Here is a 25,372-nt window from a genome sequence, read left to right as displayed (position 1 = left end):
ACGGCACCCCTCAGGGTGCCGTTTTCACTAACAACTTACGCGATCACTCGCCGTCGTCATGCTGCTCAGCCGAAGCCTGCGCAGTCTGCTGGTCTTCCATCGCCTGCAGCTCGGCAGCCATATTGGCTTTCTCTTGCTGCAGCAATGCCTGACGCTCTTCCGCTTCCCACACTTCCTTCTCCTTGCGGGCGCGGTGGAATGCCAGACCGGTACCGCCAGGGATCAGGCGGCCGACGATGACGTTCTCTTTCAGGCCGCGCAGACCGTCGCGCTTGCCCATGATCGCCGCTTCGGTCAGCACGCGGGTGGTTTCCTGGAACGATGCGGCCGAGATGAACGAGTCGGTCGACAGCGATGCCTTCGTAATACCCAGCAGCACGTTTTCGTACTGCGCCGGCAGCTTGCCGACGGCGTTGACCTTGTCGTTCTCTTCCAGCAGTTCCGAACGCTCCACCTGCTCGCCGACGATGTAGTCGGTGTCGCCTGCGTCGGTGATCTGAACACGACGCAGCATCTGGCGAACGATCACCTCGATGTGCTTGTCGTTGATCTTCACGCCCTGCAGGCGGTACACGTCCTGCACTTCGTCCACGATGTAGCGGGCCAGCGCTTCGATGCCCAGCAGGCGCAGGATGTCTTGCGGATCGGCCGGGCCGTCCACGATCATCTCGCCCTTGTTCACCACCTGGCCGTCGTGCACCAGCACTTGCTTGTCCTTGGTAATCAGGAACTCGTGCTTGTTGCCGTCCATGTCGGTGATTTCCAGGCGCTGCTTGCCCTTGGTCTCTTTACCGAACGCCACGGTACCGGTGACTTCCGCCAGCATGCCCGCGTCTTTCGGCGAACGTGCTTCGAACAGTTCGGCAACGCGCGGCAGACCACCGGTAATGTCGCGGGTCTTCTGCGATTCGGTCGGGATACGTGCCAGCACTTCACCCACGGTCGCTTGCTGACCGTCCTTGACCATGATCAGCGCGCCGACCTGGAAGCCGATCGTCACAGCGTGTTCGGTGCCGGCGATCTTCACTTCCTGGCCTTCTTCGTTCAGCAGCTTGACCTGCGGACGCAGCACCTTGCCCGAACCACGACGCTTCGGATCGATTGCCACCAGGGTCGACAGACCGGTCACTTCATCGACCTGACGTGCGACGGTGACGCCTTCTTCGACGTTCTCGAAGCGGATCGTACCGGCGTATTCGGTGATGATCGGACGGGTCAGCGGATCCCAGGTCGCCAGGGCGGTGCCAGCCTTCACGGTCTGGCCATCCTTGACGATCAGGGTCGCGCCGTACGGCACCTTGTGACGCTCGCGCTCACGGCCGTGGTCGTCGGTGATCAGCACTTCGCCCGAACGGGTAATGACGATTTGCGCGCCCTTGCCGTTGGTGACGTAACGCATGGTCGCGGTGAAGCGGACCGTACCGTTCGACTTGGCTTCGACCGACGATGCCACTGCTGCGCGCGATGCCGCACCACCGATGTGGAAGGTACGCATGGTCAGCTGGGTACCCGGCTCACCGATCGACTGCGCTGCCACCACACCGACTGCTTCGCCGCTGTTGACCAGCATGCCGCGGCCCAGGTCGCGGCCGTAGCACTTGGCGCACAGGCCGTAGCGCGTGTCGCAGTTCAGCGGCGTGCGGACCTTCACCTCGTCGATGCCGACGCGTTCGATCTCTTCGACCATGTCTTCGTCCAGCAGGGTGCCGGCTTCGTACAGGGTTTCCTGGGTTTCAGGGTTGACGACGTCGGTGCCTGCCACGCGGCCGAGGATACGGTCGCGCAGGGCTTCGATGACTTCACCGCCTTCGACCAGCGCCTTCATGTGGGTGCCGTTGCTGGTGCCGCAATCGTCTTCGATCACCACCAGGTCTTGCGTCACGTCCACCAGACGACGGGTCAGGTAACCCGAGTTCGCGGTCTTCAGTGCCGTATCCGCCAGACCTTTACGAGCGCCGTGGGTCGAGATGAAGTACTGCAGAACGTTCAGGCCTTCGCGGAAGTTCGCGGTAATCGGCGTTTCGATAATCGAACCGTCCGGTTTCGCCATCAGGCCGCGCATACCCGCCAGCTGGCGAATCTGGGCTGCCGAACCACGGGCGCCCGAGTCGGCCATCATGTAAATCGCGTTGAACGATTCCTGGGTGCCTTCGGTGCCGTCGCGCTTGGTGACCGGCTCGATCTTGAGCTGGTCCATCATCGCCTTGCCGACTTCATCCGAGGTCTTGCCCCAGATGTCGACGACCTTGTTGTAACGCTCGCCGGCGGTGACCAGACCCGAGGCGTACTGCTGCTCGATCTGCTTCACTTCGGCTTCGGCGGTCGCGATCATGCCCTTCTTGACGTCCGGGATCAGCATGTCGTCGACGGCGATCGAGATGCCGGCGCGGGTCGCCAGGCGGAAGCCCGACTGCATCAGCTTGTCCGCGAAGACGACGGTCGCACGCAGGCCGCACTTGCGGAACGACGTGTTGATCAGCTTCGAGATTTCCTTCTTCTTCAGCGCGCGGTTCAGCACCGAGAACGGCAGGCCTTTCGGCAGGATCTCGGACAGGATCGCACGGCCAACGGTGGTCTCGTAGCGGGTCAGGGTCTGGTCGAAGCCGCCTTCGGCGTTCTTCGGGAACTCAACGATACGCACCGTGATGCGGGTCGCCAGTTCGACTTCCTTGTTGTCGTACGCGCGGATGACTTCCGACACGTCCGGGAACATCATGCCTTCGCCCTTGGCGTTGATCGCCTCGCGCGACGCGTAGTACAGACCCAGCACGATATCCTGCGACGGCACGATCGACGGTTCGCCGTTCGATGGGAACAGGATGTTGTTCGACGCCAGCATCAGCGTACGCGCTTCCATCTGCGCTTCGATCGACAGCGGCACGTGGACTGCCATCTGGTCACCGTCGAAGTCGGCGTTGAACGCCGCGCAGACCAGCGGGTGCAGCTGGATCGCTTTACCTTCGATCAGGACTGGCTCGAACGCCTGGATACCGAGACGGTGCAGCGTAGGCGCACGGTTCAGCATGACCGGGTGTTCTTTGATGACTTCTTCCAGGATGTCCCAAACGACTGGTTCCTGAACTTCCACGAGCTTTTTCGCGGCCTTGATGGTGGTCGCGAGACCCATCAGTTCCAGCTTGTTGAAGATAAAGGGTTTGAAAAGCTCGAGAGCCATCAGCTTCGGCAGACCGCACTGGTGCAGTTTCAGCTGTGGACCCACCACGATGACCGAACGGCCCGAGTAGTCGACGCGCTTACCCAGCAAGTTCTGACGGAAACGACCGCCCTTACCCTTGATCATCTCGGCCAGCGACTTCAGCGGACGCTTGTTGGCGCCGGTCATCGCTTTGCCGCGACGGCCGTTGTCCAGCAGCGAGTCGACCGCTTCCTGCAGCATGCGCTTTTCGTTACGCGTAATGATCTCTGGTGCGCGCAGTTCCATCAGGCGCTTCAGGCGGTTATTACGGTTGATGACGCGGCGATACAGGTCGTTCAGGTCAGACGTGGCGAAACGGCCGCCGTCCAGCGGGACGAGCGGACGCAGCTCTGGCGGCAGGACCGGCAGAACTTCCATGATCATCCACTCAGGCTTGATGCCCGAACGCTGGAACGCCTCGAGCACTTTCAGGCGCTTGGCGTATTTCTTGATCTTGGCTTCGGATTTCGATTCCTTGAGCTCCACGCGCAGGGCTTCGGCATCGCGGTGGATGTCGATCGAGCGCAGCAGTTCACGGATGCCTTCGGCGCCCATGAATGCGGTGAAGTCGTCGCCGTACTCTTCGTACTTGGCGGCGTAGTCGTCTTCCGACATGATCTGGCTCTTCTTGAGCGGGGTCATGCCAGGATCGGTGACGACGTATGCTTCGAAGTACAGCACGCGTTCGATATCGCGCAGGGTCATGTCCAGGACCATGCCCAGACGCGACGGCAGCGATTTCAGGAACCAGATGTGAGCGACTGGCGACGCCAGTTCGATGTGGCCCATGCGCTCGCGGCGCACTTTAGCCAGGGTGACTTCGACGCCGCACTTTTCGCAGATCACGCCGCGGTGCTTCAGGCGCTTGTACTTGCCGCACAGGCATTCGTAGTCCTTGATCGGGCCAAAGATCTTGGCGCAGAACAGGCCGTCACGCTCAGGCTTGAACGTACGGTAGTTGATGGTTTCCGGCTTCTTGACTTCGCCGAACGACCACGAACGGATTTTTTCAGGCGACGCCAGGCCAATCTTGATGGCGTCGAAACTTTCGTTTTGCTGAACTTGCTTGAATAGATCGAGCAGTGCTTTCATGTATCACTCCAAAGGTGATTGATTCTGTACTGAATACTACTACCGCCACGTTCTCACCGATTTTCGCCGGCGTTTGCTGATCCCACTATCCTAAAAACCGTCATTCCCGCGCAGGCGGGAATCCAAGTTTGCCGGCTGATCGCCGGGCTTAGGTTCCCGCCTGCGCGGGAACGACGGTCTTGAAGGCGCGGACCAGCCCGAAGGCTGGCGGCCATGCTGGCCCTGCTTAGTTGCGCTCGAGATCGATGTCGATACCCAGCGAACGGATTTCCTTGACCAGCACGTTGAACGATTCCGGCATGCCGGCGTCGATCACGTGGTCGCCCTTGACCAGGTTCTCGTACACCTTGGTACGGCCGTTCACGTCGTCCGACTTCACAGTCAGCATTTCCTGCAGCACGTACGATGCGCCGTACGCTTCCAGTGCCCACACCTCCATCTCACCGAAGCGCTGGCCACCGAACTGGGCTTTACCGCCCAGCGGCTGCTGCGTCACCAGCGAGTACGGACCGGTCGAACGGGCGTGCATCTTGTCGTCGACCAGGTGGTGCAGCTTCAGCATGTGCATGAAGCCGACGGTGACCTTGCGCTCGAACGCTTCGCCGGTGCGGCCGTCGAACATGGTGACCTGGTTCTTCGACGGCGTCATGCCCAGGTGGGCAGCGATGTCGTCCGGGAACGCCAGGTCCAGCATGCGGCGGATGTCTTCCTCGTGGGCGCCATCGAACACCGGGGTCGCGAACGGCACGCCGTTCTTGAGGTTCTGTGCCAGGCTCAGGATTTCTTCATCGCTGAAGCTGTCCAGGTCTTCCTTGCGGCCGGTTTCGTTGTAGATCTTGCCCAGGAAGGTGCGCAGATCTGCCGCCTTCGCTTGCGCCTGCAGCATTTCGCCGATGCGCCAGCCCAGGCCCTTCGCTGCCCAGCCGAGGTGGGTTTCCAGGATCTGACCGACGTTCATACGCGACGGAACGCCCAGCGGGTTCAGCACGACGTCGGCAGGACGACCGTCCGCCATGAACGGCATGTCTTCCACCGGCACGATACGCGAGACCACACCCTTGTTACCGTGGCGGCCCGCCATCTTGTCGCCCGACTGCAGGCGGCGCTTGACGGCCAGGTAGACCTTGACCATCTTCTGCACGCCAGGCTGCAGCTCGTCGCCCTGGGTCAACTTCTTGCGCTTTTCTTCGAAGGCCAGGTCGAACTGGTGACGCTTTTCGTTGATCGATTCCTTGATCGCTTCCAGTGCGTTCGCGGTGTCGTCGTCGGCCGGACGGATGTCGAACCAGTGGAACTTGTCCAGGTCCGCCAGGTATTCCGAGGTGATCGCCGCGCCCTTGGCCAGCTTCTTCGGACCGCCGTTGACGATCTTGCCGACCAGCATACGCTCCAGACGCTCGAAGGCATCGCCTTCCACGATACGCATCTGGTCGTTCAGGTCCAGGCGGAAACGCTTCAGCTCGTCGTCGATGATCTGCTGGGCGCGCTTGTCGCGCTGGATGCCTTCGCGGGTGAACACTTGCACGTCGATCACGGTGCCGACCATGCCCGAAGGCACGCGCAGCGAGGTGTCTTTCACATCCGACGCTTTTTCGCCGAAGATCGCGCGCAGCAGCTTTTCTTCAGGGGTCAGCTGGGTCTCGCCTTTCGGGGTGACCTTACCGACCAGCACGTCGCCGGCTTGCACTTCGGCGCCGATGTAGACGATGCCCGATTCATCCAGGCGCGCCAGCTGGTTTTCTGCCAGGTTCGAGATGTCGCGGGTGATTTCTTCCGCGCCCAGTTTGGTGTCGCGAGCGACAACCGACAGTTCTTCGATGTGGATCGAGGTGTAACGGTCGTCCTTGACGACGTTTTCCGAGATCAGGATCGAGTCTTCGAAGTTCAGGCCGTTCCACGGCATGAACGCCACCAGCATGTTCTGGCCCAGTGCCAGCTCGCCCAGGTCGGTCGATGCGCCGTCGGCAATCACGTCGCCACGGGCAACGCGGTCGCCAACCTGCACGATCGGACGCTGGTTGATGTTGGTGTTCTGGTTCGAACGGGTGTACTTGATCAGGTTGTAGATGTCGACGCCGACTTCGCCAGCCTGCGCTTCATCGTCGTTCACGCGAATGACCACGCGACCGGCATCGATGTAGTCGACCACGCCGCCACGCAGGGCCTGCACGGTGGTGCCCGAGTCGACCGCGACGGTGCGCTCGATACCGGTGCCGACCACGGCTTTCTCTGGACGCAGGCAAGGCACGGCCTGGCGCTGCATGTTGGCGCCCATCAGTGCACGGTTCGCGTCATCGTGCTCCAGGAACGGAATCAGCGATGCTGCGACCGACACGATCTGGCCCGGGGCGACGTCCATGTACTGGATGCGCTCTGGCGAGACCAGGATCGTTTCGCCGGCTTCACGCGCCGAGACCAGTTCGTCGACCAGCTGGCCTTCGTCGTTGATCTTCGCATTCGCCTGGGCGATGATGTAGCGGCCTTCTTCGATCGCCGACAGGTATTCGATCTTGTCGGTGACTTTCGAATCCTCGACCTTGCGGTACGGGGTTTCCAGGAAGCCGTATTCGTTCAGGCGGGCGTACAGAGCCAGCGAGTTGATCAGGCCGATGTTCGGGCCTTCAGGCGTTTCGATCGGGCACACGCGGCCGTAGTGGGTCGGGTGCACGTCGCGCACCTCGAAGCCGGCGCGTTCGCGGGTCAGACCGCCCGGTCCCAGTGCCGAGACGCGGCGCTTGTGGGTGACTTCCGACAGCGGGTTGGTCTGGTCCATGAACTGCGACAGCTGCGACGAACCGAAGAATTCGCGGATCGCGGCCGAGATCGGCTTGCTGTTGATCAGGTCGTGCGGCATCAGGTTGTCCGCTTCGGCTTGGCCGAGGCGTTCCTTGACGGCGCGTTCCACGCGCACCAGGCCGGCACGGAACTGGTTCTCAGCCAGTTCGCCGACGCAACGCACGCGGCGGTTACCCAGGTGATCGATGTCGTCGACTTCGCCGCGGCCATTGCGCAGCTCGACCAGGATCTTGATCACGGCCAGGATGTCTTCATTCGACAGGGTCATGTCGCCGGTCAGTTCGTCACGGCCGATACGGCGGTTGAACTTCATGCGGCCGACAGCCGACAGGTCGTAGCGTTCCGGCATGTAGAACAGGCCGTTGAACAGGGCTTCGACCGATTCTTCGGTTGGCGGTTCGCCAGGACGCATCATGCGGTAGATCGCCACGCGTGCGGCGGTCTGGTCGGCGGTGTCGTCGGTGCGCAGGGTTTGCGAGATGTAGGCGCCCTGGTCCAGATCGTTGGTGTACAGCGTCTGGATGTCGGTCACGCTGGCGTCGCGCAGCTTGCCCAGCAGTTCTTCGGTCAGCTCGTCGTTGGCCACGGCGATGATCTCGCCGGTGTCCTGGTCGACGATGTTCTTGGCCAGCACGCGGCCCAGCAGGTAGTCTTCCGGCACCGAAATGCTCTTGATACCGGCGGCTTCGATGTCACGGACGTGCTTGGCGTTGATGCGCTTGTCCTTGGTGACGATGGTCTTGCCCGACTTCGGATCGACGATGTCGAAGCGCGCGACTTCGCCGCGCAGACGCTCGGAAACGAACTCGAGTTCGCCGCCGTCGTTACGCAGGGTGAAGTTGTCGAAGACGAAGAAGTTCGCCAGGATCTGCTCCGGCGTCATGCCGATGGCCTTCAGCAGGATCGTTACCGGCATCTTGCGGCGACGGTCGACGCGGAAGAACAGGATGTCTTTCGGGTCGAACTCGAAGTCCAGCCACGAGCCGCGGTAAGGAATGATACGTGCCGAGAACAGCAGCTTGCCCGACGAGTGGGTCTTGCCGCGGTCGTGTTCGAAGAACACGCCAGGCGAACGGTGCAGCTGGGAGACGATGACGCGCTCGGTGCCGTTGATCACGAACGAACCGTTCGTGGTCATCAGCGGCAGCTCGCCCATATAGACTTCCTGCTCTTTCATTTCCTTGACGACTGGCTTGGTCGGCGATTCCTTGTCCAGGATCACCAGACGCACCTTGGCGCGCAGCGGCGACGCGAAGGTCAGGCCACGCTGCTGGCACTCTTTCACGTCAAACGCAGGGTCGCCCAGCACATACGACAGGAACTCGAGGCGCGCAAAACCATTGTGCGACACGATAGGGAAAATCGAGGAGAAGGCCGATTGCAGGCCTTCGTTCTTGCGCGAGGACGGAGCGAATTCGGCCTGCAGGAAGTTCTCGTAGGATTCCAGCTGGGTAGCCAGCAGGTAGGGAACGTTGTGAACGTTGGCGCGCTTCGCGAACGACTTGCGAATGCGCTTCTTCTCAGTAAATGAGTAGTGCATGGACACTCCGTGAGTGACAGAAAGGATGGAGAATTCAGGAATTGCCAGTGGCGAACGCCACTACCACACGCAAGCCCTGAAGTCTCTTACTCTTTCGCGCCAGATGAAAAGGACAAGCAAACTGCTGTGATACGATGCTGCTGAAACGGGGTACTACTTATTCCCTGTCGCCATGTAAATCTCGACGTTTGCCGCAGGGACGACAAAAGAGCCAAAGCCGCATCCCCTGCCTTCCGGCAGGTTTTGCAAGCTTTGACTCCCGCGCTGGGCACTGTATTTCAAGCGCCCGGTGCTTATGTATTACTTCAGCTCGGCCTTGGCGCCAGCTTCTTCCAGCTTCTTCTTAGCGGCTTCAGCGTCAGCTTTTGGCAGGGCTTCTTTCACGGTCTTCGGTGCGCCGTCGACCAGGTCCTTGGCTTCTTTCAGGCCCAGACCGGTGATTTCACGGACTGCCTTGATGACGCCGACCTTGTTCGCGCCGACTTCCGACAGAACAACGTTGAACTCGGTCTGCTCTTCAGCAGCAGCTGCACCGCCAGCGGCGCCGCCAGCTGCCGGTGCTGCCATTGCAGCTGCCGACACGCCGAACTTCTCTTCGAATGCCTTGACCAGTTCGTTCAGGTCCATGACGGACATTTCGCTCACTGCGTTCAGGATATCGTCTTTGCTAATTGCCATTTGAAACTCCAGTTGTATATTGTGTGTAGTTAGTACTTGAGAAAAAAGGCTGCGCTATTAAGCTGCAGCGGTTTCTTCGGCTGCAGGAGCAGCTTCCGAACCTTCGCCTTTTTTCGCTGCCAGTGCAGCCAGACCACGTGCAAAGCCCGACACCGGAGCCAGCATGACGCCCAACAGCTGCGAGATGAGGACTTCACGGGATGGGATGCTTGCCAACGCGGTAACACCAGCTACGTCGAGCTGCTTACCTGCGTAGTTACCGGCTTTCAGGACCAGCTTGTCGTTGGTTTTCGCGAAGTCGGCGAGGACTTTAGCGGCAGCAACGGCGTCGTCCGAGATCGAGTAGATCAGCGGACCGGTCATGGCGTCAGCCAGCGGGGCAAACTGCGTGCCTTCGACAGAGCGGCGAGCCAGCGTGTTCTTCAGAACACGCAGGTACACACCCTGGGCACGTGCGGTTGCACGGAGCTTGGTCAAGTGACTAACCTGGATGCCACGGTACTCAGCCACGACGATGGTTTGCGCAGTTGCTACTTTTGCGGAAACTTCTTCGACGACGACCTTTTTGTCATTCAGATTAAGACCCACGGTCAATCTCCTTAAATGATATGAACGGATGTCCATATCGGTTCGAACACACGGCGTCCGAAGTTAAGAAGTCTTAAAACTGGGCGGATACATTCACACAGCTGGACTACAAAACTTGTTCGGGTACACCATCTGCGTTGGGTGGTCTATTAACCGTCAGCTCAACCTCTGCTTTCGGCCCAACGGTCTTTGATTGCCTGCCGGAGCGGTGTTCAGCTCCGACAGCCCAAAGATGCGCCTCACGATGAAACTGCAAGGACTTTTAACTTAGGTCCCCGCCTGCGCGGGGATGACGTTCTTAGGCAGCAGCCGAGATCGAAGCGTGATCGACACGGACGCCAGCGCCCATGGTCGACGACAGGGCGACCTTACGCAGGTACACGCCTTTCGAGGTGGCCGGCTTGGCCTTGTTCAGTGCGTCGATCAGGGCGACCAGGTTGGTCTTCAGATCTGCGTCGCTGAACGACTTGCGGCCGATGGTCGCGTGGACGATACCTGCCTTGTCGGTACGGTACTGGACCTGACCGGCTTTGGCGTTCTTGACGGCGGTAGCGACGTCAGGGGTCACGGTGCCGACTTTCGGGTTCGGCATCAGGCCGCGTGGGCCCAGGATCTGACCCAGGGTACCGACGATACGCATGGTGTCTGGCGAAGCGATCACGATGTCGAACGGCATGTCGCCGGCCTTCACGCGCTCTGCCAGGTCTTCCATGCCGACCACGTCGGCGCCGGCTGCCTTGGCAGCTTCAGCCTTTTCGCCCGAAGCGAACACAGCGACGCGCACGGTCTTGCCGGTGCCAGCTGGCAGCACGACCGAACCGCGGACCACTTGATCCGACTTCTTCGGGTCCACGCCCAGTTGAACGGCGACGTCGATCGACTCGTTGAACTTGGCGGTGGCGAATTCCTTGATGATCGACACAGCGTTGTCGAACTCATAGACCTTGTTACGGTCAACTTTTGCTTTGATTGCTTTGACGCGCTTGGACAGCTTAGCCATTACAGACCCTCCACCGTGATGCCCATCGAACGTGCCGAGCCAGCGATGATACGCACTGCTGCGTCCATGTCGGCGGCGGTCAGGTCCGGCTGCTTGGTTTTTGCGATTTCTTCAGCTTGAGCGCGGGTCAGCTTGGCAACCTTGTCGGTGTGCGGCTTGGCCGAGCCCTTGGTGATGCCGGCGGCTTTCTTGATCAGGTAGGTTGCCGGCGGGGTCTTCATCACGAAGGTGAAGGACTTGTCGGCGAACGCGGTGATCACGACCGGGATCGGCATGCCTGGTTCCATACCCTGGGTCTGCGCGTTGAACGCCTTGCAGAATTCCATGATGTTCAGGCCACGCTGACCGAGTGCAGGACCGATCGGTGGGGATGGGTTTGCCTTACCAGCTGGGACTTGCAGCTTGATAAAGCCAATGATTTTCTTTGCCATGTCTGGCTCCTATCTTGACTTGAGTAGTAGCGCCCCACCACGACTACTCGTCTCGGCGGGGCTCCTCTTACCGGATTCCGCCTGACTACTGCGACGCTCCGATTACGGCGTTTAGACTTTCTCTACCTGTCCGAACTCCAGCTCCACCGGAGTCGAACGACCGAAGATGGTAACAGAAACACGCACCTTCGACTTTTCGTAGTTGACTTCCTCGACGTTGCCGTTGAAGTCGGTGAACGGGCCTTCCTTGATGCGGACTTGCTCGCCCACTTCGTACAGCACTTTTGGCCGTGGCTTTTCGACACCCTCTTGCACCTGCTGCATGATCTTGTCGATCTCGCGTGCTGGGATCGGGGTCGGCTTGTTCGATTTGCCGCCGATGAAGCCGGTGACCTTGCTGGTGTTCTTCACCAGGTGCCAGGTTTCGTCGGTCATTTCCATCTCAACCAGCACGTAGCCCGGGAAGAAGCGGCGCTCGGAAACGGCTTTGGTGCCGTTGCGCATCTCGACGACTTCCTCGGTCGGCACCAGGATCTGGCCGAACTGGTCTTGCATCCCTGCGCGCTCGACGCGCTCGTTCAGGGCGCGCATCACGCTCTTTTCCATGCCCGAATAGACATGGACGACGTACCAGCGCTTGTTGCTGACCGGGACGCTCAGCGGCGCAGCCGCAGCGTCTTGTGCCGGGACATCGCCCGGCACTGGTGCATTGTCTTGCACGTTATCGCTCATGTTATTTCCAACCCAGGACAAAGTCGTACAACAGGAGCTCGAGAAGCTTATCCGTGCCCCACAGGAAAATCGCCATCACGACCACGAAGGCGAACACGATGCCGGTGATCTGCATGGCTTCGCGGCGGGTAGGCCAGACGACCTTCTTGGTCTCGCGCACCGACTCCTTGGCGAAGCTCAGGAAATCACGGCCAGTGGTGGAAGTCCACAAAAGCAGGACAGCAAAAACTAAACCAGCCACGAGGGCGCCTGCGGCGACCAAGGCTGGTTTGTTCTGGCCAGTCAGGTAGAAGAACCCGACGACGCCTGCAATCGCTGCAACCACCGCCAGCGCGACCTTGAACTTGTCATTCGAGGTGCTGACAGTTTGCACGGATTGATTAGACATTCTTCTTTACTTTCGGTGCTGCGCACCAGAATTCGGTGGCAGGGGCGGAGGGAATCGAACCCGCGACCTTCGGTTTTGGAGACCGACGCTCTGCCAATTGAGCTACACCCCTACGAAAACTTTACTGCTGAATCCAGCATTATACAGCAAGCGCGCGCTCGCTGGCAATGCTGTTCGAGGGAAACGGAGATGTTTCCGTTTCCCTCTATCGCCTGATGAATTAGGCGATGATCTTGGCAACCACGCCGGCGCCGACGGTACGGCCGCCTTCGCGGATTGCGAAGCGCAGACCTTCTTCCATCGCGATCGGAGCGATCAGCTTGACGGTGATCGAGACGTTGTCGCCTGGCATGACCATTTCTTTGTCTGCTGGCAGTTCGATCGAACCGGTCACGTCAGTCGTACGGAAGTAGAACTGAGGACGATAGTTGTTGAAGAACGGGGTGTGACGGCCGCCTTCGTCTTTCGACAGGACGTAGATCTCACCGGTGAAGTTGCTGTGTGGCTTGATCGAGCCTGGCTTTGCCAGAACCTGACCACGCTGCACGTCTTCACGCTTGGTGCCGCGCAGCAGCAGACCGACGTTGTCGCCAGCTTGACCTTGATCCAGCAGCTTGCGGAACATTTCCACGCCGGTGCAGGTGGTCTTGACGGTGTCAACGATACCGACGATTTCGATTTCTTCGCCGACTTTGATCACGCCGCGCTCGACACGACCGGTCACGACGGTGCCGCGGCCCGAGATCGAGAACACGTCTTCGACTGGCATCAGGAAGGCGCCGTCAACAGCACGTTCCGGGGTTGGGATGTAGGTGTCCAGAGCTTCTGCCAGACGGGCGATGCACTCTTCGCCCATTTCGCCTGGCTGACCTTCCAGCGCCATACGTGCCGAACCCTTGATGATTGGCAGGTCGTCGCCTGGGAACTCGTACTTCGACAGCAGTTCGCGGACTTCCATTTCGACCAGTTCCAGCAGTTCTGCGTCGTCGACCAGGTCGCACTTGTTCAGGAACACGATGATGTATGGAACGCCAACCTGACGCGCCAGCAGGATGTGCTCGCGGGTCTGTGGCATTGGGCCGTCAGCGGCCGAGCACACCAGGATCGCGCCGTCCATCTGCGCAGCACCGGTAATCATGTTCTTGATGTAGTCGGCGTGGCCTGGGCAGTCAACGTGCGCGTAGTGACGGTTTTCGGTTTCGTACTCGACGTGCGCGGTGTTGATGGTGATGCCGCGTGCTTTTTCTTCTGGAGCCGCGTCGATCTGGTCGTAGGCCTTGGCTTCGCCGCCGAATTTCTTCGACAGGACGGTAGCGATTGCAGCCGTCAGGGTGGTTTTACCGTGGTCAACGTGACCGATGGTGCCGACGTTCACGTGCGGCTTGGTCCGTTCGAATTTACCTTTTGCCATTTCAGACTCCTAAGATCTAACGATATTTTGGGGATTACCAGGCACACCTGACGGACGAGTGCAACGCGACTGCCGTACAAAATTCTGGTGCCCTTGACGTGGATTGAACACGTGGCCTCTCCCTTACCAAGGGAGTGCTCTACCACTGAGCTACAAGGGCTGATTTTTGCGATGTAGAAACCACCGCACTAACTGGAGCGGGTGAAGGGAATCGAACCCTCGTCGTAAGCTTGGAAGGCTTCTGCTCTACCATTGAGCTACACCCGCGAGGTACAACTTCAAATCCGACTTCACGATCTTCTTTTTGGTGGTGGGGGCTGGATTCGAACCAGCGTACTCAGAGAGGGCAGATTTACAGTCTGCTGCCTTTAACCACTCGGCCACCCCACCGCGAAGAACCGCAGAGTATGAAGCAAGCTCAACGTACTGTCAATCAGGTTTTGGTAGAAGATTTTCTACTTCGCCTGACAGCGTTGCTTCGGGGCGTGATTGTAACGGTCGGACTGTAAAGCTGCAAGGGTGATTTTGCCAAGTGCGAAAAAATCTTTATGAACTGATTTGGAATTGGCCCGTTGGCACACCAGCACAGCTTACCAACGTCGTTCCCGCGGAGGCGGGAACCCAAGTTTTCATGCGTATTGTTGTGGCGGAGAGAAACGCTATCGGGGCGCAGCGGAATGAGGTTCCCGCCTCCGCGGGAACGACGTTAATTAAGGCTGGGGGTTGCCCGCACCCGCCGGCGCCAGCGCCGCCAGCACCTGCGCCTTGAGCGCCTTGATCAGGGCCGTCTCGTCCGGCGCCACGCCCTCGGGCGCGGGGAAGATGCGGTCGGCGTAGATCAGGCCCAGCCCGGCCTTGCCGACCACCAGCGGCAGGACGATGAAACTCTCGGCGTCCGGCAGCAAAGTCTTGTACCAGGCCGGCAGCAGGTCGCGGATCCTGGGGCTGAAGGCGTCCGCAATCATCATGTCGGCGTCGTTTTCGAGCGCCAGGTGGAACACGTCGCGCGTGAAGGCGCAGGGGAAAACAAAACCATCCTGCAGGTCGACGCTGCCCTCGCCCAGCGACACCCGGGCGCGGAACTGTTTCGTGCGCGCGTCGCGCAGGCACACGGTGGCGAAGCGGAAGCCCAGCGCGCCGTACAGGGTCTCGAGCACGGCCATGATGACGTCGTTGACGCCGGCGCCGCACCCGCCCAGCAGGGTCACGTCCTGCACGCCCGCCAGCAGCAGGTCGCGCGCATTCTTCGGCTTGCCGCTGGGGTGGAACTCGCCCTCGTCGTCCTCGCCCGCGTCCAGGGTGGCCAGCGCCAGCACGTTCGGCAGGCTGCTGGCGGCCTTCGGATCGGTCTTCGGCGCGCGCTCCATGTTCATGCTCTGCAGCATGCCGTTCATGCCTTCCTGCACCTCGTCGTACAGCGCCACCATGGCCGGATGGTCGACGCCCAGCGCCGCGCCATAGCGCCGTATCAGTTCCTGGGTCTCGGTCGCGGCGGCCGGATCGTGATGGCGCCCCATCAGGCGCGCCACGTCGCGGCTGAAGGCGGCCACCTGCCGCATCCATTCGTCGCGATCAAACGCGGCCTCGAGCGGTCCCGGCGGCAGCGTCGCCTGGGCCTGCACGATCAACTCCGGCATCTGCCACTCGCGCAAGATCGCCTCGGACAAAACCTCAAAGCTGCAGCCCAGGATCAGTTGCGCAGCCTGGCTGGGGCTATGCTTGCCGGCCGCCACGAACGCGGCGATTTCCCGGTAGCGCTCCGGCTCGTGACTGGCCAGCAGCAGTGCGCCCAGGTTCTTGAACAGCGCGCAGATCGCCGCTTCCTCGGCCCCGGGGATCGGGCTGTGGCGCGCCAGCTCGCGGCCGACCAGGCTGGCGCACAGGGCGGCTTCGAGTTCCACCCGCACGCCGTGCTCGGCGGTGTCGAGCGCATCGACCAGCAGCATCGCCAGCGCGGCGGCGCGCACATTGTCGAAGCCGAGCAGGGAAATGGCGCGCGAGATCGTCGTCACCGGCGTGCCGGACAGGGTGCGGTACTGGACCGTGTTGGACAGGCGCAGGATGCGCTGGGTCAGGGCGACGTCGGACACCACGTAATACGCGAGGTCGGCCGTGCTCAGGTCGTCGCTATACCCCATGCCGATCACATGGGCGATGGCGCCGCCCAGGGTGAACATGCGTTCGGTGCCGCTGAGTTTACGCATCAGGGCGGGTCGCACGCGGCGCGGGGCGCAGTCCTGGGGGATGTCGGCCATGGCGTCGCTCCGCTCAGCCGGCCTTGCGCAGCGGCGCGGCAGCATGCGCGCCTTGTCGCAGTCCTTGATTGTATTGTTTCAGCACCTGCTGGTGCAGCGCCGCCAGCGCCGGCAGCTTGGGATTGAGCGCATCGAGCTTGCGCACATTGCCGATCAGGCCCGGCACCTGGGCGCCGAGGCGGTTGTCCCAGCCCTCGTGCTCGAGGCAGCGCAGCACCGCCAGCGCGGCATTGAAGGCCACCGCCGGATTGCTCGGCAACTTGGTGGCCGCTTCCAGCATCAGCCTCACCGCGCCCTGGTAGTCGCCGTCCCTGGCGCGCGCGGCGCCGCCGGCGACCAGGTCGACCACCTGCTGGCGGCTCTGCTGGGCCAGCGTCTGCGCCAGCTCGCTTCTACCTGCCTGCTCCAGCACGCCCATGGCGCGGGTGACCATGGCGTCGCTCGAGGCATTGCTCATCACCTCGCGCACGATCTCGGAAGCGCCTTCTTCGCGGCCATTGTCGATGCAGGTGCGCGCCAGCTCGAGCTTGAGGTCGGGCGACAGATTGGGCGCATCCTTGCTTGACGCCAGGGCCGCGCCCAGCGCTTCGCCCAGGCGCTGCTCGTTGCCGGTGTATTCGTGCACCAGGGCCGAGGCGATCGCGCTGCACAGCGGGGTATTGGCGCGCCCGCCCATCGAGCGGTCGAGGTCGCGCACCACGGCGGCGGCGCCGACGGGATCGCCCTTGTGCACCAGCGCGCGCACCAGCTTGACGTGGTCCTCGGGGTCGCGAAATTCGGAGTATTTGGCCTTGCCCACCACCTGGCGCAGGGCTTTTTCGGCGGTGTCGACGTCGCCCGCCTCGAAGGCGGTGTCGGCCAGGGTGCGCAGGCGCCGCACGGCATGCGGCGACACCGCCACCGCGTCGCTCAGCACCGCCTGCGATTTCTGCAATTCGCCGACCGCCGCGTGGGTGCGCGCCAGCCAGTCGTAGGCGTCGACGAAGTTGCGGTTGGTGTCGACCAGGTCTTCCAGGATGTCGCGCGCTTCGGTGAATTGCTTGCGCACGAACAGGGTCTTGGCCAGGCCGAGCCGGGCCCAGGCGATCGCCTTGATCTCGACCAGGTGGCGATAGATCGGCTCGGCCTGGTCGGCCTGGCCCAGGAACATGTGCAGCTCGGCGCGCAGGCGCAGGAAGTCGACCGCGTAGCGCGCGTGCAGGCGCTGGCCTTCGATGCAGGCGGCGATCGCCTCCTCCTGGTCGCCCGCTTCCATCAGGGTGTACACCGGCAGGAAGGCATTGCGCTTGTCGAGGGCGCGTGCGATGCGCTCGAGCAGGCGGTCGGCGGTGAACGGCTTGAGGATATAGTCGGTGGGCGCCAGCTCGGCGGCGCTGACCACCTTGCTGTGGTTGCCTTCGGCCGTGACCATGAAGAACATGGTGGCCAGCCGCATCAGCCTGTGGTGGCGCAGGTCTTCCAGCAGTTGCTGGCCATCCTGGCCGCCTTCCAGGTCGTATTCGCACAGGATCATGTCGAACTGGCGCAGGCCCAGGTGCTTGACGGCCTGGTTGGAGGTGCTGGCGTGCTCGATCCGGGTCAGGCCGCACAGCGTGAGCATGCTGTGGATGCTGGCCCGCATCCCCGCGTGGGGCTCGATGATCAGGGCCGTCAGGCCTTCCAGTTCGTTCATGATGGTCCGTGTAAGCCTGCGTTGGGCGTGGCGCCGTGGCTGCATGGGCGCGCGGCATCTGGCCAGTATATTACGGCGCGGAACGAAAATAATGAAATCGGGGTAGGTCCTGACACGAGAAAGTGTCAGTACGCCGAAAAAACGACAGCCAGCTGATTGTGGGCCGCTTATTGCATATCGGCCGCGGCCTGGCGCAGGGCCGTATGGCGGCCGTCGCACTCGGACTTGCTGGCGCCGTCGACCACGTTCTGGTAACGCACCTCGTACTTGCCGGCGGCCAGCTTGTCGAAGGTGAAGTTCGAGCGCTGCTGCACGAAGGCGTGCCTGACGTTGGCGCGGCGGTCGAGGTCGTACAGCTTGACGAATACCGGCGCCGCGTTGGCGCTGTTGTCGACCACGACCTGCATTTCTGTCCCCTCGTTGCCGACCGGGTAGCCGGGCAGGTAGGAAGACTCGAGCGGCCAGGGATCGCCGCTGGGCGACGCCAGTGTCTGCAGGTCGGTGCTGCAGTCGGGGGCGCGGGCCGGCACCGCCAGCTGGGTGACGGCGAGCGCGCGCACCTCGGGCGGCGGGCCCTTGGCGCCGTCCGGACCGATGCGGCGGGCCCAGTCGTCACTGCTGGCGTCGACGCCCAGCGCGTCCGGGCGGCCGGTCTTGACGGGGTCCTGGGCGATGCCGCCCCAGGCCAGTGCGCTCGGGATAATGTTGGGTTGTTGTTCGATCGTCAGCACGGCGACGACGGCGCCGGCCACGAAGCAGCCCGACATGCCCAGCCACCAGCGCGGATCGCGCCACAGGCGCTTGCGGCGCGGCTTGGGCGGCGGCTGCCCCTCCCAGTTGTCGGCGTTCTTGCGCGGCTGGCCTTCCTTGGCGTTCGAGCTTTCCAGCCACTCGACTTCCCACTCCTCGGCGGCGATCCATTCGTCGTGTTCCTTGCGGCGGACGGGATCGGACAGGACGTTGTAGGCGGTATTGACGACCGCCATGATGCGGGCGGACTTTTCGTCGCCCGGGTTTTTATCGGGGTGGTATTTCTGGCTCAGGGCCTTGTAGGAAGCACGAATGACTTCCTGGGGCGCATGACGCGACACCTTCAGGTTGTCATAATGTGTATGAATCTTGGCCATGATCTGTCAAGTCTACCCGCTTCTACCCTGCGCGTTTTGTCTGTCCTCGGCCGAAGCCCGTCATGTGACGAGACGCGGGAATATCTCACAGCTTAGCCGGATTTGTGTCCGCTGTGCAAGATATCATAAAGTCTACAAGCGATGACTGCGGTCCGCGCGCACGATTGGCTCTGGCAATTCTACGTCCTGTCCGACCACCAGGACCTTGAACAATTCGCCCATTTCAGCAGGAGAAACCAGCTTTTGCACGGCCCGCGACCGGGGCAGGAAATGCTTGGCATCCTCGGGGTCGTTTTCCAGCAACAGTTCGCCGATCCCGGCGCCGAGCAGGAAGGAAGCCTGGCTCATATAGGCCAGCACCGGCAGGCCGGCATCCTGCGATGCCAGCGCCATCGCCGTGAAATCGACGTGGGCGGTGATGTCCTGCAGGCCGGGCAAATAAAAGGGATCCGGGTGCGCGTGGTGGCGGTAATGACACATCAGGGTGCCGCCGATGCGCTGGTCGAGGTAATACTCGTGGGCCGGGAAGCCGTAGTCGAACAGGATGGCGGCGCCGCGGCCGCCCGCGAACATCGCCGCCAGCGAGCGCATGAAGCCGGCGCCGATCGGGTGCAGTTCGGTCACATAGCCTTCGATCATCTGCTCGTGGTCCGGCACCTGGCGCGCCAGCTGGGCGGTCAGTTCAGCGCCGAGCGGCGCCTGGACGAAGGCGAAAGCGCCGTCCTCGACCGTGACCATTTGCCGGCGCCAGCCGTCGCCGGTACGGATCACCAGCTCGACCGGCATGGCGTCGAGCACCTCGTTGGCCAGCACCACGCCGCTGAAGCGGTCCGGCATGGCGTCCAGCCAGCGCAGCTGCGGCAGGTCGGCCAGGTTGGCCTGCTGGCGCGCGCGCAATTCGCCGGACAGTTCGATGATGGTGTAGGAGCGAACCTCGACACCCTGCCGGGCCAGCTCGGCCAGGACGTCGCGCGCCAGGCGGCCGGTGCCGGCGCCGAACTCGATGATGTCGGGCGCGCTTTGGGCGATAATAGCGGCTGCCACGCGCGCCACGGCCGCCCCGAACAGCGGCGTCATCTCGGGCGCGGTGGTGAAGTCGCCGCTCGCGCCGAGCTTGGCTGCGCCGCCGCTGTAATACCCGAGCCTGGGCGCATACAGCGCCAGTTCCATGAAACGAGAGAATGCGATCGCGCCGCCGTGCTGTTCGATGTCGGCGGCGATGAGCTGTTGCAGGGAATGGGACGCGGCCAGGGCGTCGGTATCGGGTGCGGGCAGGGACATGCCGGCATTGTAGCCAGAATAGCTTTTATCAACAATTCAAGAAAATGATGACGGATAGCCCTTCGATCTCCCTGCCCCGGGTCGCGCTCGTGACCGGCGCCGGCCGTCGCCTGGGCCGCGCGATCGCGCTCGGCCTGGCCCAGGCCGGCTGGGACCTCGCCCTGCACTACCGCCATTCCGAAAGCGACGCGATCGCGACCCGCGACGCCATCCTGGTCCTGGGCCGGCGCGCCGCGCTGCTGCAGTGCGACCTGGCCGACGAGGCGGCGGTACGCCAGCTGGTCGGCCAGGCCAGCGCGGCGCTGGGGCCGATCTCTTGCATCGTCAACAACGCTTCGTTGTTTGAATACGACAGCGCCACCGCGTTCTCCTGGGAGCTGCTCAACGCCCATATGCAGGCGAACGTGGCCGCGCCGGTGCTGCTGGCGCAGGAACTGCACGCCGCCACCCCGGAGGGGCGGCAAGCCGTCGTGGTCAACTTGCTGGACCAGAAACTGTACAATCTCAACCCGGATTTTCTGTCGTACACGCTGTCCAAGGCGGCCCTGCACACGGCGACCACGATGCTGGCCCAGGCGCTGGCGCCGAAGGTGCGCGTGGTCGGCGTCGCTCCCGGCATCACGATGGTGTCGGGCGACCAGAGCGAGCAAGGCTTCGCCGCGGCGCACCAGATGACGCCGCTGCGGCGTTCGTCGACCCCGCAGGACATCGCCGACGCCGTGGTCTACGCCGCATCAGCGCGCGCGCTGACCGGCACCACCCTGCTGGTCGATGGCGGCCAGCACCTGATGCCCTCGCAGCGCGACGTGATGTTCCTGACCGAACCAAATAACTCCACCAAATAAGGCTATCCCATGTTGTCCGCCCTGTCCCACCCGAGCTTGCGCGATTGCCGCCGGCTGTTCCTGCGCAATTACGAAGTGATGATCAATATCGGCGTGCACGATTTCGAGAAGAAGGGCGAGCAGCGTGTCCTGATCAATGTCGAGCTGTACATTCCGCTGGAGCTGTCGACGCCGAAGGCGGACCAGCTGGCGGAGGTGGTCGACTACGATTTCATGCGCGAGACCATTGCCCAGCGCATCGCCAAGGGCCACATCCACCTGCAGGAAACGCTGTGCGACGACGTGGTGGCCGCGATGCTGACCCACCCGCGCGTGCGCGCCGCCGGTGTGTCGACGATGAAGCCGGACGTCTATCCGGATTGCGAAGGCGTCGGCGTCGAAGTATTCAGGATCAAGGAAGAAGCATGAACGAAACGGTGATTGAACGCGTCGTCGAAGACGACTTCCCGACTGCCGAGGCCGGCATTGACGCGAAGAAGCAAGAGAAGATCGCACGCGAAGACAATAAACTGCACAAGCGCCTGTGCCGCCTGGTGGGCCAGGCCATCGGCGACTTCAATATGATCGAGGACGGCGACAAGGTGATGGTGTGCCTGTCGGGCGGCAAGGACAGCTATGCGCTGCTCGACATCCTGCTCACGCTGCGCGAGCGTGCGCCGATCCACTTCGACATCGTCGCGGTCAACCTCGACCAGAAGCAGCCGAACTTCCCGGCGCATATTCTCCCGGCCTACCTGGACAAGCTCGGCGTGCCTTATCACATCGAAAACCAGGACACCTACAGCATCGTCAAGCGCCTGGTCCCGGAAGGCAAGACCACCTGCTCGCTGTGCTCGCGCCTGCGGCGCGGCATCCTGTACCGCGTGGCCGACGAACTCGGCTGCAACAAGATCGCCCTGGGGCACCACCGCGACGACATCCTCGAGACCTTCTTCCTGAACATGTTCTTCGGCGGGAAGCTGAAGGGCATGCCGGCCAAGCTGGTGTCGGACGACGGCAAGCACATGGTGATCCGCCCGATGGCCTACGTGAAAGAAGCCGACACCGAGCGCTACGCCGAAGTGAAAGGTTTCCCGATCATCCCGTGCGACCTGTGCGGCTCGCAGGAAAACCTGCAGAGGAAGCAAATCAAGAACATGCTGCGCGAATGGGAAAAGAAGCATCCGGGCCGGGTCGAGAACACGTTCTCGGCGCTGTCGACCGTGGTGCCGTCGCATTTGCAGGACCGCGACCTGTTCGATTTCGTCGGCCTGAAGACCGATGGCGTGCCGAATCCGCTGGGCGATATCGCGTTCGACGAGGAGCCGTGTTCGACGCCTGCGGCGAATACGATTTCGTTGACGCAGCTCTAAGAGCAGCGCATCGAGGAAGCAGAGGCCGGTGCCTCTGCTTTTTTTTCGTCATGATAGACGTGCGGAACGACGACATGACCGACACCTCTGCGAGGCCCAGCCTGCAAGCCCATTACGACACGATGTGGGAGCACGCCTTTGGCGCGATCGCGCGTGGAGACGTCGATTGCGACACGCGACTTGCGGCCGGTCCCGACCCGCGCCGCGGCATCAGCCTGATCGCGCGTCCCGGCCCATCGCTGCAGGCGCGCTTCGACGGCCTGCTAGACTGCCTGGCGGGCGCCGAACCGCGCCAGTATCGCTACCCGGCAGCCGATATGCACATGACGATCCTGTCGCTGCTGACCGCCGGCGCCGGTGTCGCCATCCACCCGGCGCTGGTGGACGACTATTTGGCCGCGGCCCGGGCCGCCGTGGACGGCATCGAGGCGATCGGGATCGACTTCGGCGGCATCGCGCTGTCGCGCGGTGCGGTGATGGCGCGCGGCATTGCACGCGGCCCAGCGCTGGAAATCCTGCGCGAGCGCCTGCGGACGGCATTGCGCGAGCGGGGCCTCGACGGCGCGCTCGACCGGCGTTATCGCCTGGTGACCGCGCATATGACGCTGTTTCGCTTCACCGAGCCCTTGCGCGATGCGGCGCGTTTCGCCGCCCTGCTCGACGCGCTGCGCGACGAGCCGCTCGGCCTTATGCGCATCGAACAGGCCGAACTGGTGGTCAATGACTGGTATATGTCCAGCCACTTGCTGGTGCGGGTGGCAGCGTTGCCCCTCGCCGGGCCGCAGCGCGATGCCAGTTTCCACGGTCGCCCTCTCCCAGATACCGAAGCCTGAGTTCCGCCGTGCTACGCTGGCGTCACCTCCACCGCCTAGAGAACCGCGATGCGCCTGCCTTTGAGCCAAGCCCCACGCCTGCTGCGAAACATCTTCATTGCCCTTGCCGTGCTCGTCCCAGGCACTGCCCTTGCCGAGCCCAGCGCGATCTACGTGGTCCGCCATGGCGAAAAAGCCAGCATCGGCAAGGACCCGGCCCTGACGCCGCAAGGCCAGCTGCGCGCCCAGAACATCGCGGGGATCCTGCAGCGCACCGGCATCCAGGCCATTTTCAGCACGCCGACCGCGCGCACGCTGCAGACCGCGCAGCCACTGGCCCGCCAACTGGGCTTGCAGGTCGAGCAGTACGACCCGGCCCGGCCGAAAGCGCTGGTCGACAAGGTGAAGACGCTGCGCGGCCCGGTGCTGGTGGTGGGCCACTCGAACACGCTGCCGGAACTGGTGCGCCTGTTCGGCGGCGAGCCTGGTCCCGATATCGCCGACGACGAGTACGACCGCCTCTACCAGCTCACGCTTGACGCCGGCGGCGCGGTAAGGACGGTCATCCTGACGTCCCTGCCTGCATCCGCCAGCGCGCCCTGAGCGTGGCCAGGCGTCAGGGCGCGACGTTCGCGCGCAGCACCGGATACACGGGAACTACTGCCGGAACTACGGGGTCAGGTCTGACATTTGGACACGGCCTCTACAATGATTTGCTTTTATTTGCCCGTTCAAAGCCAGCAATCGCTCGGCTGACCGTTTTGGTCGACACACCAAACACGCGTGCTATTTCCGACATGGTGAAGGCGGTAGACGCGTAAGCACGTGCCATTGCCTCGCTCCTGTCCGGATACCGGTCCTGATAGTCGGACAATGGAAGCGCAACGGCACGTCGTTCAGATCTCTTTGTTTCTATAAGCTCTTCGGATTGCTGCAGTTGCTGGTGCACCAATATGAAGTTTTCATCGCCAAGCAGAATTTGATGGCGTGTAGCCTCCAATGGACTCATTTGCCCAAGGCCAGCAAGAACAAAATCCTGATATGCCGCGATCGCGCTCGTCGGCGTATTACCAAACTGCCTTAGGGAGGCGCTGATCAATTCATCCGCACTACGTGTCACAGGGTCTGCTCATCTGCGATAATTTTGGCTCCTCCAACGTCACGGTGTCGATCATGCAGAAGAGCTTCTCTGACCTTGAATACGCGAGCAAGAAGAAGCTGACGCGGCGCGACCGCTTCCTTGCAGAGATCGAAAAGATCACGCCGTGGAAGCAGCTGCAGCAGGCAATCGAACCGTTTTATCCCAAGGTCGTCGGTGCTGGCCGCCCGCCAATCGGCTTGGCACGCATGCTGAGGATGTACGTGGCCCAACAGTGTTTCGGCTTGTCGGATGAGGGCATTGAAGACGCGATTTATGACAGCCAGGCCATCCGCGCTTTCGTTGGCATCGACCTCAATCGGGAGTCCGCGCCGGACGCGACGACGCTCCTTAAATTTCGCCATCTGCTCGAAGCCAAGGGACTCACCAAGAAGATCTTCGACACGATCAACGGCCATCTTGCCGAGAAGGGTTTGATGATGCGTGAGGGGACCATCGTGGACGCCACGCTGATCGCTGCGCCACCTTCGACCAAGAACAAGGACGGGAAGCGCGACCCAGAAATGCACCAGTCGAAGAAGGGCAACGACTGGCATTTTGGGATGAAGGCGCACGTGGGCGTGGACGCCGCGTCGGGCCTGGTGCATACCGTCATCGGCACTGCCGGCAACGTCTCCGACGTTACGCAAGCGGGCTCGCTGTTGCACGGTGATGAATCTGCTGCGCTTGGCGATGCAGGCTACCAAGGTGTCGAAAAGCGCGCAGAGAATCTCGGCAAATCGGTGACCTGGCACGTGGCGATGAAGCGCTCCAAGCGCAAGGCGCTGCCCAAGAACAAGCTCGGCCGCATGCTCGAAAAACTGGAGCATCTCAAGGCGAGCGTGCGGGCGAAAGTTGAGCATCCGTTCCATGTCATCAAGAACCTGTTCCGCCATCGGAAGACACGCTATCGCGGCTTGGCCAAGAACACCGCTCAGCTCTTTACCTTGTTCGGCTTCGCCAATCTGGTGCTGGCCGGACGGCGATTTACGATCACAGAAACCCGAAGTGCGTCCTGAGTGCCGAAAGGCGCAAGGA

20 protein-coding genes and 4 tRNA genes are annotated in these 25,372 nt (G+C 62.2%); 6 read left to right on the top strand and 18 right to left on the bottom strand.

The features are described from left to right. Positions 1 to 43 precede the first annotated feature (43 nt). The 17 genes from rpoC to KY496_RS19885 all read right to left on the bottom strand — a co-directional run bounded on the left by rpoC (position 44) and on the right by KY496_RS19885 (position 20,187). The gene (gene rpoC / locus KY496_RS19965) at positions 44 to 4,288 is read right to left on the bottom strand and encodes a DNA-directed RNA polymerase subunit beta' (RefSeq protein WP_005663626.1); all 4,245 of its coding nucleotides are present in this window, start codon (positions 4,286 to 4,288) and stop codon (positions 44 to 46) included. A 226-nt stretch (positions 4,289 to 4,514) separates the two neighbouring features. Then, a complete protein-coding gene (gene rpoB / locus KY496_RS19960; protein ID WP_005663627.1) occupies positions 4,515 to 8,624 on the bottom strand; it encodes a DNA-directed RNA polymerase subunit beta in 4,110 nt (1,369 codons plus the stop codon). A gap of 300 nt (positions 8,625 to 8,924) precedes the next feature. Then, positions 8,925 to 9,302 (bottom strand): 50S ribosomal protein L7/L12, encoded by a 378-nt coding sequence (gene rplL, locus KY496_RS19955; RefSeq protein ID WP_005663628.1) that lies wholly within the window; start codon positions 9,300 to 9,302, stop codon positions 8,925 to 8,927. A 57-nt stretch (positions 9,303 to 9,359) separates the two neighbouring features. Next, entirely contained in the window at positions 9,360 to 9,890 is a 531-nt protein-coding gene (gene rplJ, locus KY496_RS19950) for a 50S ribosomal protein L10 (protein ID WP_005663630.1), read from the bottom strand. Positions 9,891 to 10,188: 298 nt separating this feature from the next. Continuing rightward, on the bottom strand, positions 10,189 to 10,890 hold the full coding sequence (rplA, locus tag KY496_RS19945) for a 50S ribosomal protein L1 (protein WP_219862093.1): 702 nt from the start codon (positions 10,888 to 10,890) through the stop codon (positions 10,189 to 10,191). Beyond that, positions 10,890 to 11,321, bottom strand: a complete 432-nt coding sequence (rplK, locus tag KY496_RS19940) for a 50S ribosomal protein L11 (protein WP_005663634.1) — start codon at positions 11,319 to 11,321, stop codon at positions 10,890 to 10,892. Before rplK ends, rplA begins: the two co-directional genes overlap by 1 nt. Before the next feature lie 111 nt (positions 11,322 to 11,432). Continuing rightward, positions 11,433 to 12,053 carry a transcription termination/antitermination protein NusG gene (gene nusG / locus KY496_RS19935; protein ID WP_005663636.1) on the bottom strand — a complete coding sequence of 207 codons (621 nt, stop codon included), beginning with the start codon at positions 12,051 to 12,053 and terminating at the stop codon, positions 11,433 to 11,435. Between the two features lies 1 nt (position 12,054). Then, positions 12,055 to 12,441: a preprotein translocase subunit SecE gene (gene secE / locus KY496_RS19930; protein WP_005663637.1), complete on the bottom strand. Its 387-nt coding sequence runs from the start codon at positions 12,439 to 12,441 to the stop codon at positions 12,055 to 12,057. 36 nt (positions 12,442 to 12,477) lie between these two features. Then, a tRNA-Trp gene (locus KY496_RS19925) sits at positions 12,478 to 12,553 on the bottom strand. Between the two features lie 108 nt (positions 12,554 to 12,661). After that, positions 12,662 to 13,852 carry an elongation factor Tu gene (gene tuf, locus KY496_RS19920; RefSeq protein ID WP_005663511.1) on the bottom strand — a complete coding sequence of 397 codons (1,191 nt, stop codon included), beginning with the start codon at positions 13,850 to 13,852 and terminating at the stop codon, positions 12,662 to 12,664. A gap of 85 nt (positions 13,853 to 13,937) precedes the next feature. Next, positions 13,938 to 14,012 (bottom strand) — tRNA-Thr (locus KY496_RS19915). Positions 14,013 to 14,045: 33 nt separating this feature from the next. After that, positions 14,046 to 14,119 (bottom strand) — tRNA-Gly (locus tag KY496_RS19910). Between the two features lie 38 nt (positions 14,120 to 14,157). Beyond that, positions 14,158 to 14,242: transfer RNA gene (locus tag KY496_RS19905), tRNA-Tyr, on the bottom strand. 320 nt (positions 14,243 to 14,562) lie between these two features. Further along, positions 14,563 to 16,107, bottom strand: coding sequence for an HDOD domain-containing protein (locus KY496_RS19900; protein WP_184238388.1), 1,545 nt, complete (start codon positions 16,105 to 16,107; stop codon positions 14,563 to 14,565). 13 nt (positions 16,108 to 16,120) lie between these two features. Then, positions 16,121 to 17,779 carry a tetratricopeptide repeat-containing response regulator gene (locus tag KY496_RS19895; protein WP_219862091.1) on the bottom strand — a complete coding sequence of 553 codons (1,659 nt, stop codon included), beginning with the start codon at positions 17,777 to 17,779 and terminating at the stop codon, positions 16,121 to 16,123. A gap of 167 nt (positions 17,780 to 17,946) precedes the next feature. Then, positions 17,947 to 18,906 (bottom strand): J domain-containing protein, encoded by a 960-nt coding sequence (locus tag KY496_RS19890; RefSeq protein WP_184238392.1) that lies wholly within the window; start codon positions 18,904 to 18,906, stop codon positions 17,947 to 17,949. Between the two features lie 132 nt (positions 18,907 to 19,038). After that, positions 19,039 to 20,187 carry a class I SAM-dependent methyltransferase gene (locus KY496_RS19885; RefSeq protein WP_005663645.1) on the bottom strand — a complete coding sequence of 383 codons (1,149 nt, stop codon included), beginning with the start codon at positions 20,185 to 20,187 and terminating at the stop codon, positions 19,039 to 19,041. A gap of 44 nt (positions 20,188 to 20,231) precedes the next feature. Here KY496_RS19885 and KY496_RS19880 point away from each other — a divergent pair, with 44 nt between their 5' ends. From KY496_RS19880 to KY496_RS19860, 5 genes are all read left to right on the top strand, one after another. Then, positions 20,232 to 21,032, top strand: a complete 801-nt coding sequence (locus KY496_RS19880) for an SDR family oxidoreductase (RefSeq protein WP_184238396.1) — start codon at positions 20,232 to 20,234, stop codon at positions 21,030 to 21,032. A gap of 9 nt (positions 21,033 to 21,041) precedes the next feature. Then, a complete protein-coding gene (locus KY496_RS19875; RefSeq protein WP_005663650.1) occupies positions 21,042 to 21,440 on the top strand; it encodes a dihydroneopterin aldolase in 399 nt (132 codons plus the stop codon). After that, entirely contained in the window at positions 21,437 to 22,384 is a 948-nt protein-coding gene (ttcA, locus tag KY496_RS19870) for a tRNA 2-thiocytidine(32) synthetase TtcA (RefSeq protein WP_219862090.1), read from the top strand. Before KY496_RS19875 ends, ttcA begins: the two co-directional genes overlap by 4 nt. A 74-nt stretch (positions 22,385 to 22,458) precedes the next feature. Then, entirely contained in the window at positions 22,459 to 23,217 is a 759-nt protein-coding gene (locus KY496_RS19865) for a 2'-5' RNA ligase family protein (RefSeq protein ID WP_219862088.1), read from the top strand. A 48-nt stretch (positions 23,218 to 23,265) separates the two neighbouring features. Then, positions 23,266 to 23,799 carry a histidine phosphatase family protein gene (locus tag KY496_RS19860; protein ID WP_219862086.1) on the top strand — a complete coding sequence of 178 codons (534 nt, stop codon included), beginning with the start codon at positions 23,266 to 23,268 and terminating at the stop codon, positions 23,797 to 23,799. A 100-nt stretch (positions 23,800 to 23,899) separates the two neighbouring features. Here KY496_RS19860 and KY496_RS19855 read toward each other — a convergent pair whose 3' ends face one another. After that, the gene (locus tag KY496_RS19855) at positions 23,900 to 24,316 is read right to left on the bottom strand and encodes a hypothetical protein (protein ID WP_229520316.1); all 417 of its coding nucleotides are present in this window, start codon (positions 24,314 to 24,316) and stop codon (positions 23,900 to 23,902) included. 53 nt (positions 24,317 to 24,369) lie between these two features. On the opposite strand from KY496_RS19855, the gene KY496_RS19850 reads away from it, so the two are divergent. Beyond that, complete coding sequence (locus KY496_RS19850) at positions 24,370 to 25,353, top strand: IS5 family transposase (RefSeq protein ID WP_219862084.1); 984 nt, start codon at positions 24,370 to 24,372, stop codon at positions 25,351 to 25,353. The last annotated feature ends 19 nt before the right edge of the window (positions 25,354 to 25,372 follow it).

The sequence above is a fragment of the Massilia sp. NP310 genome, from assembly GCF_019443485.1.
GTDB classification, from domain to species: Bacteria; Pseudomonadota; Gammaproteobacteria; order Burkholderiales; family Burkholderiaceae_D; genus Telluria; species Telluria timonae.
This window is presented reverse-complemented; position numbering and strand designations above follow the sequence as displayed.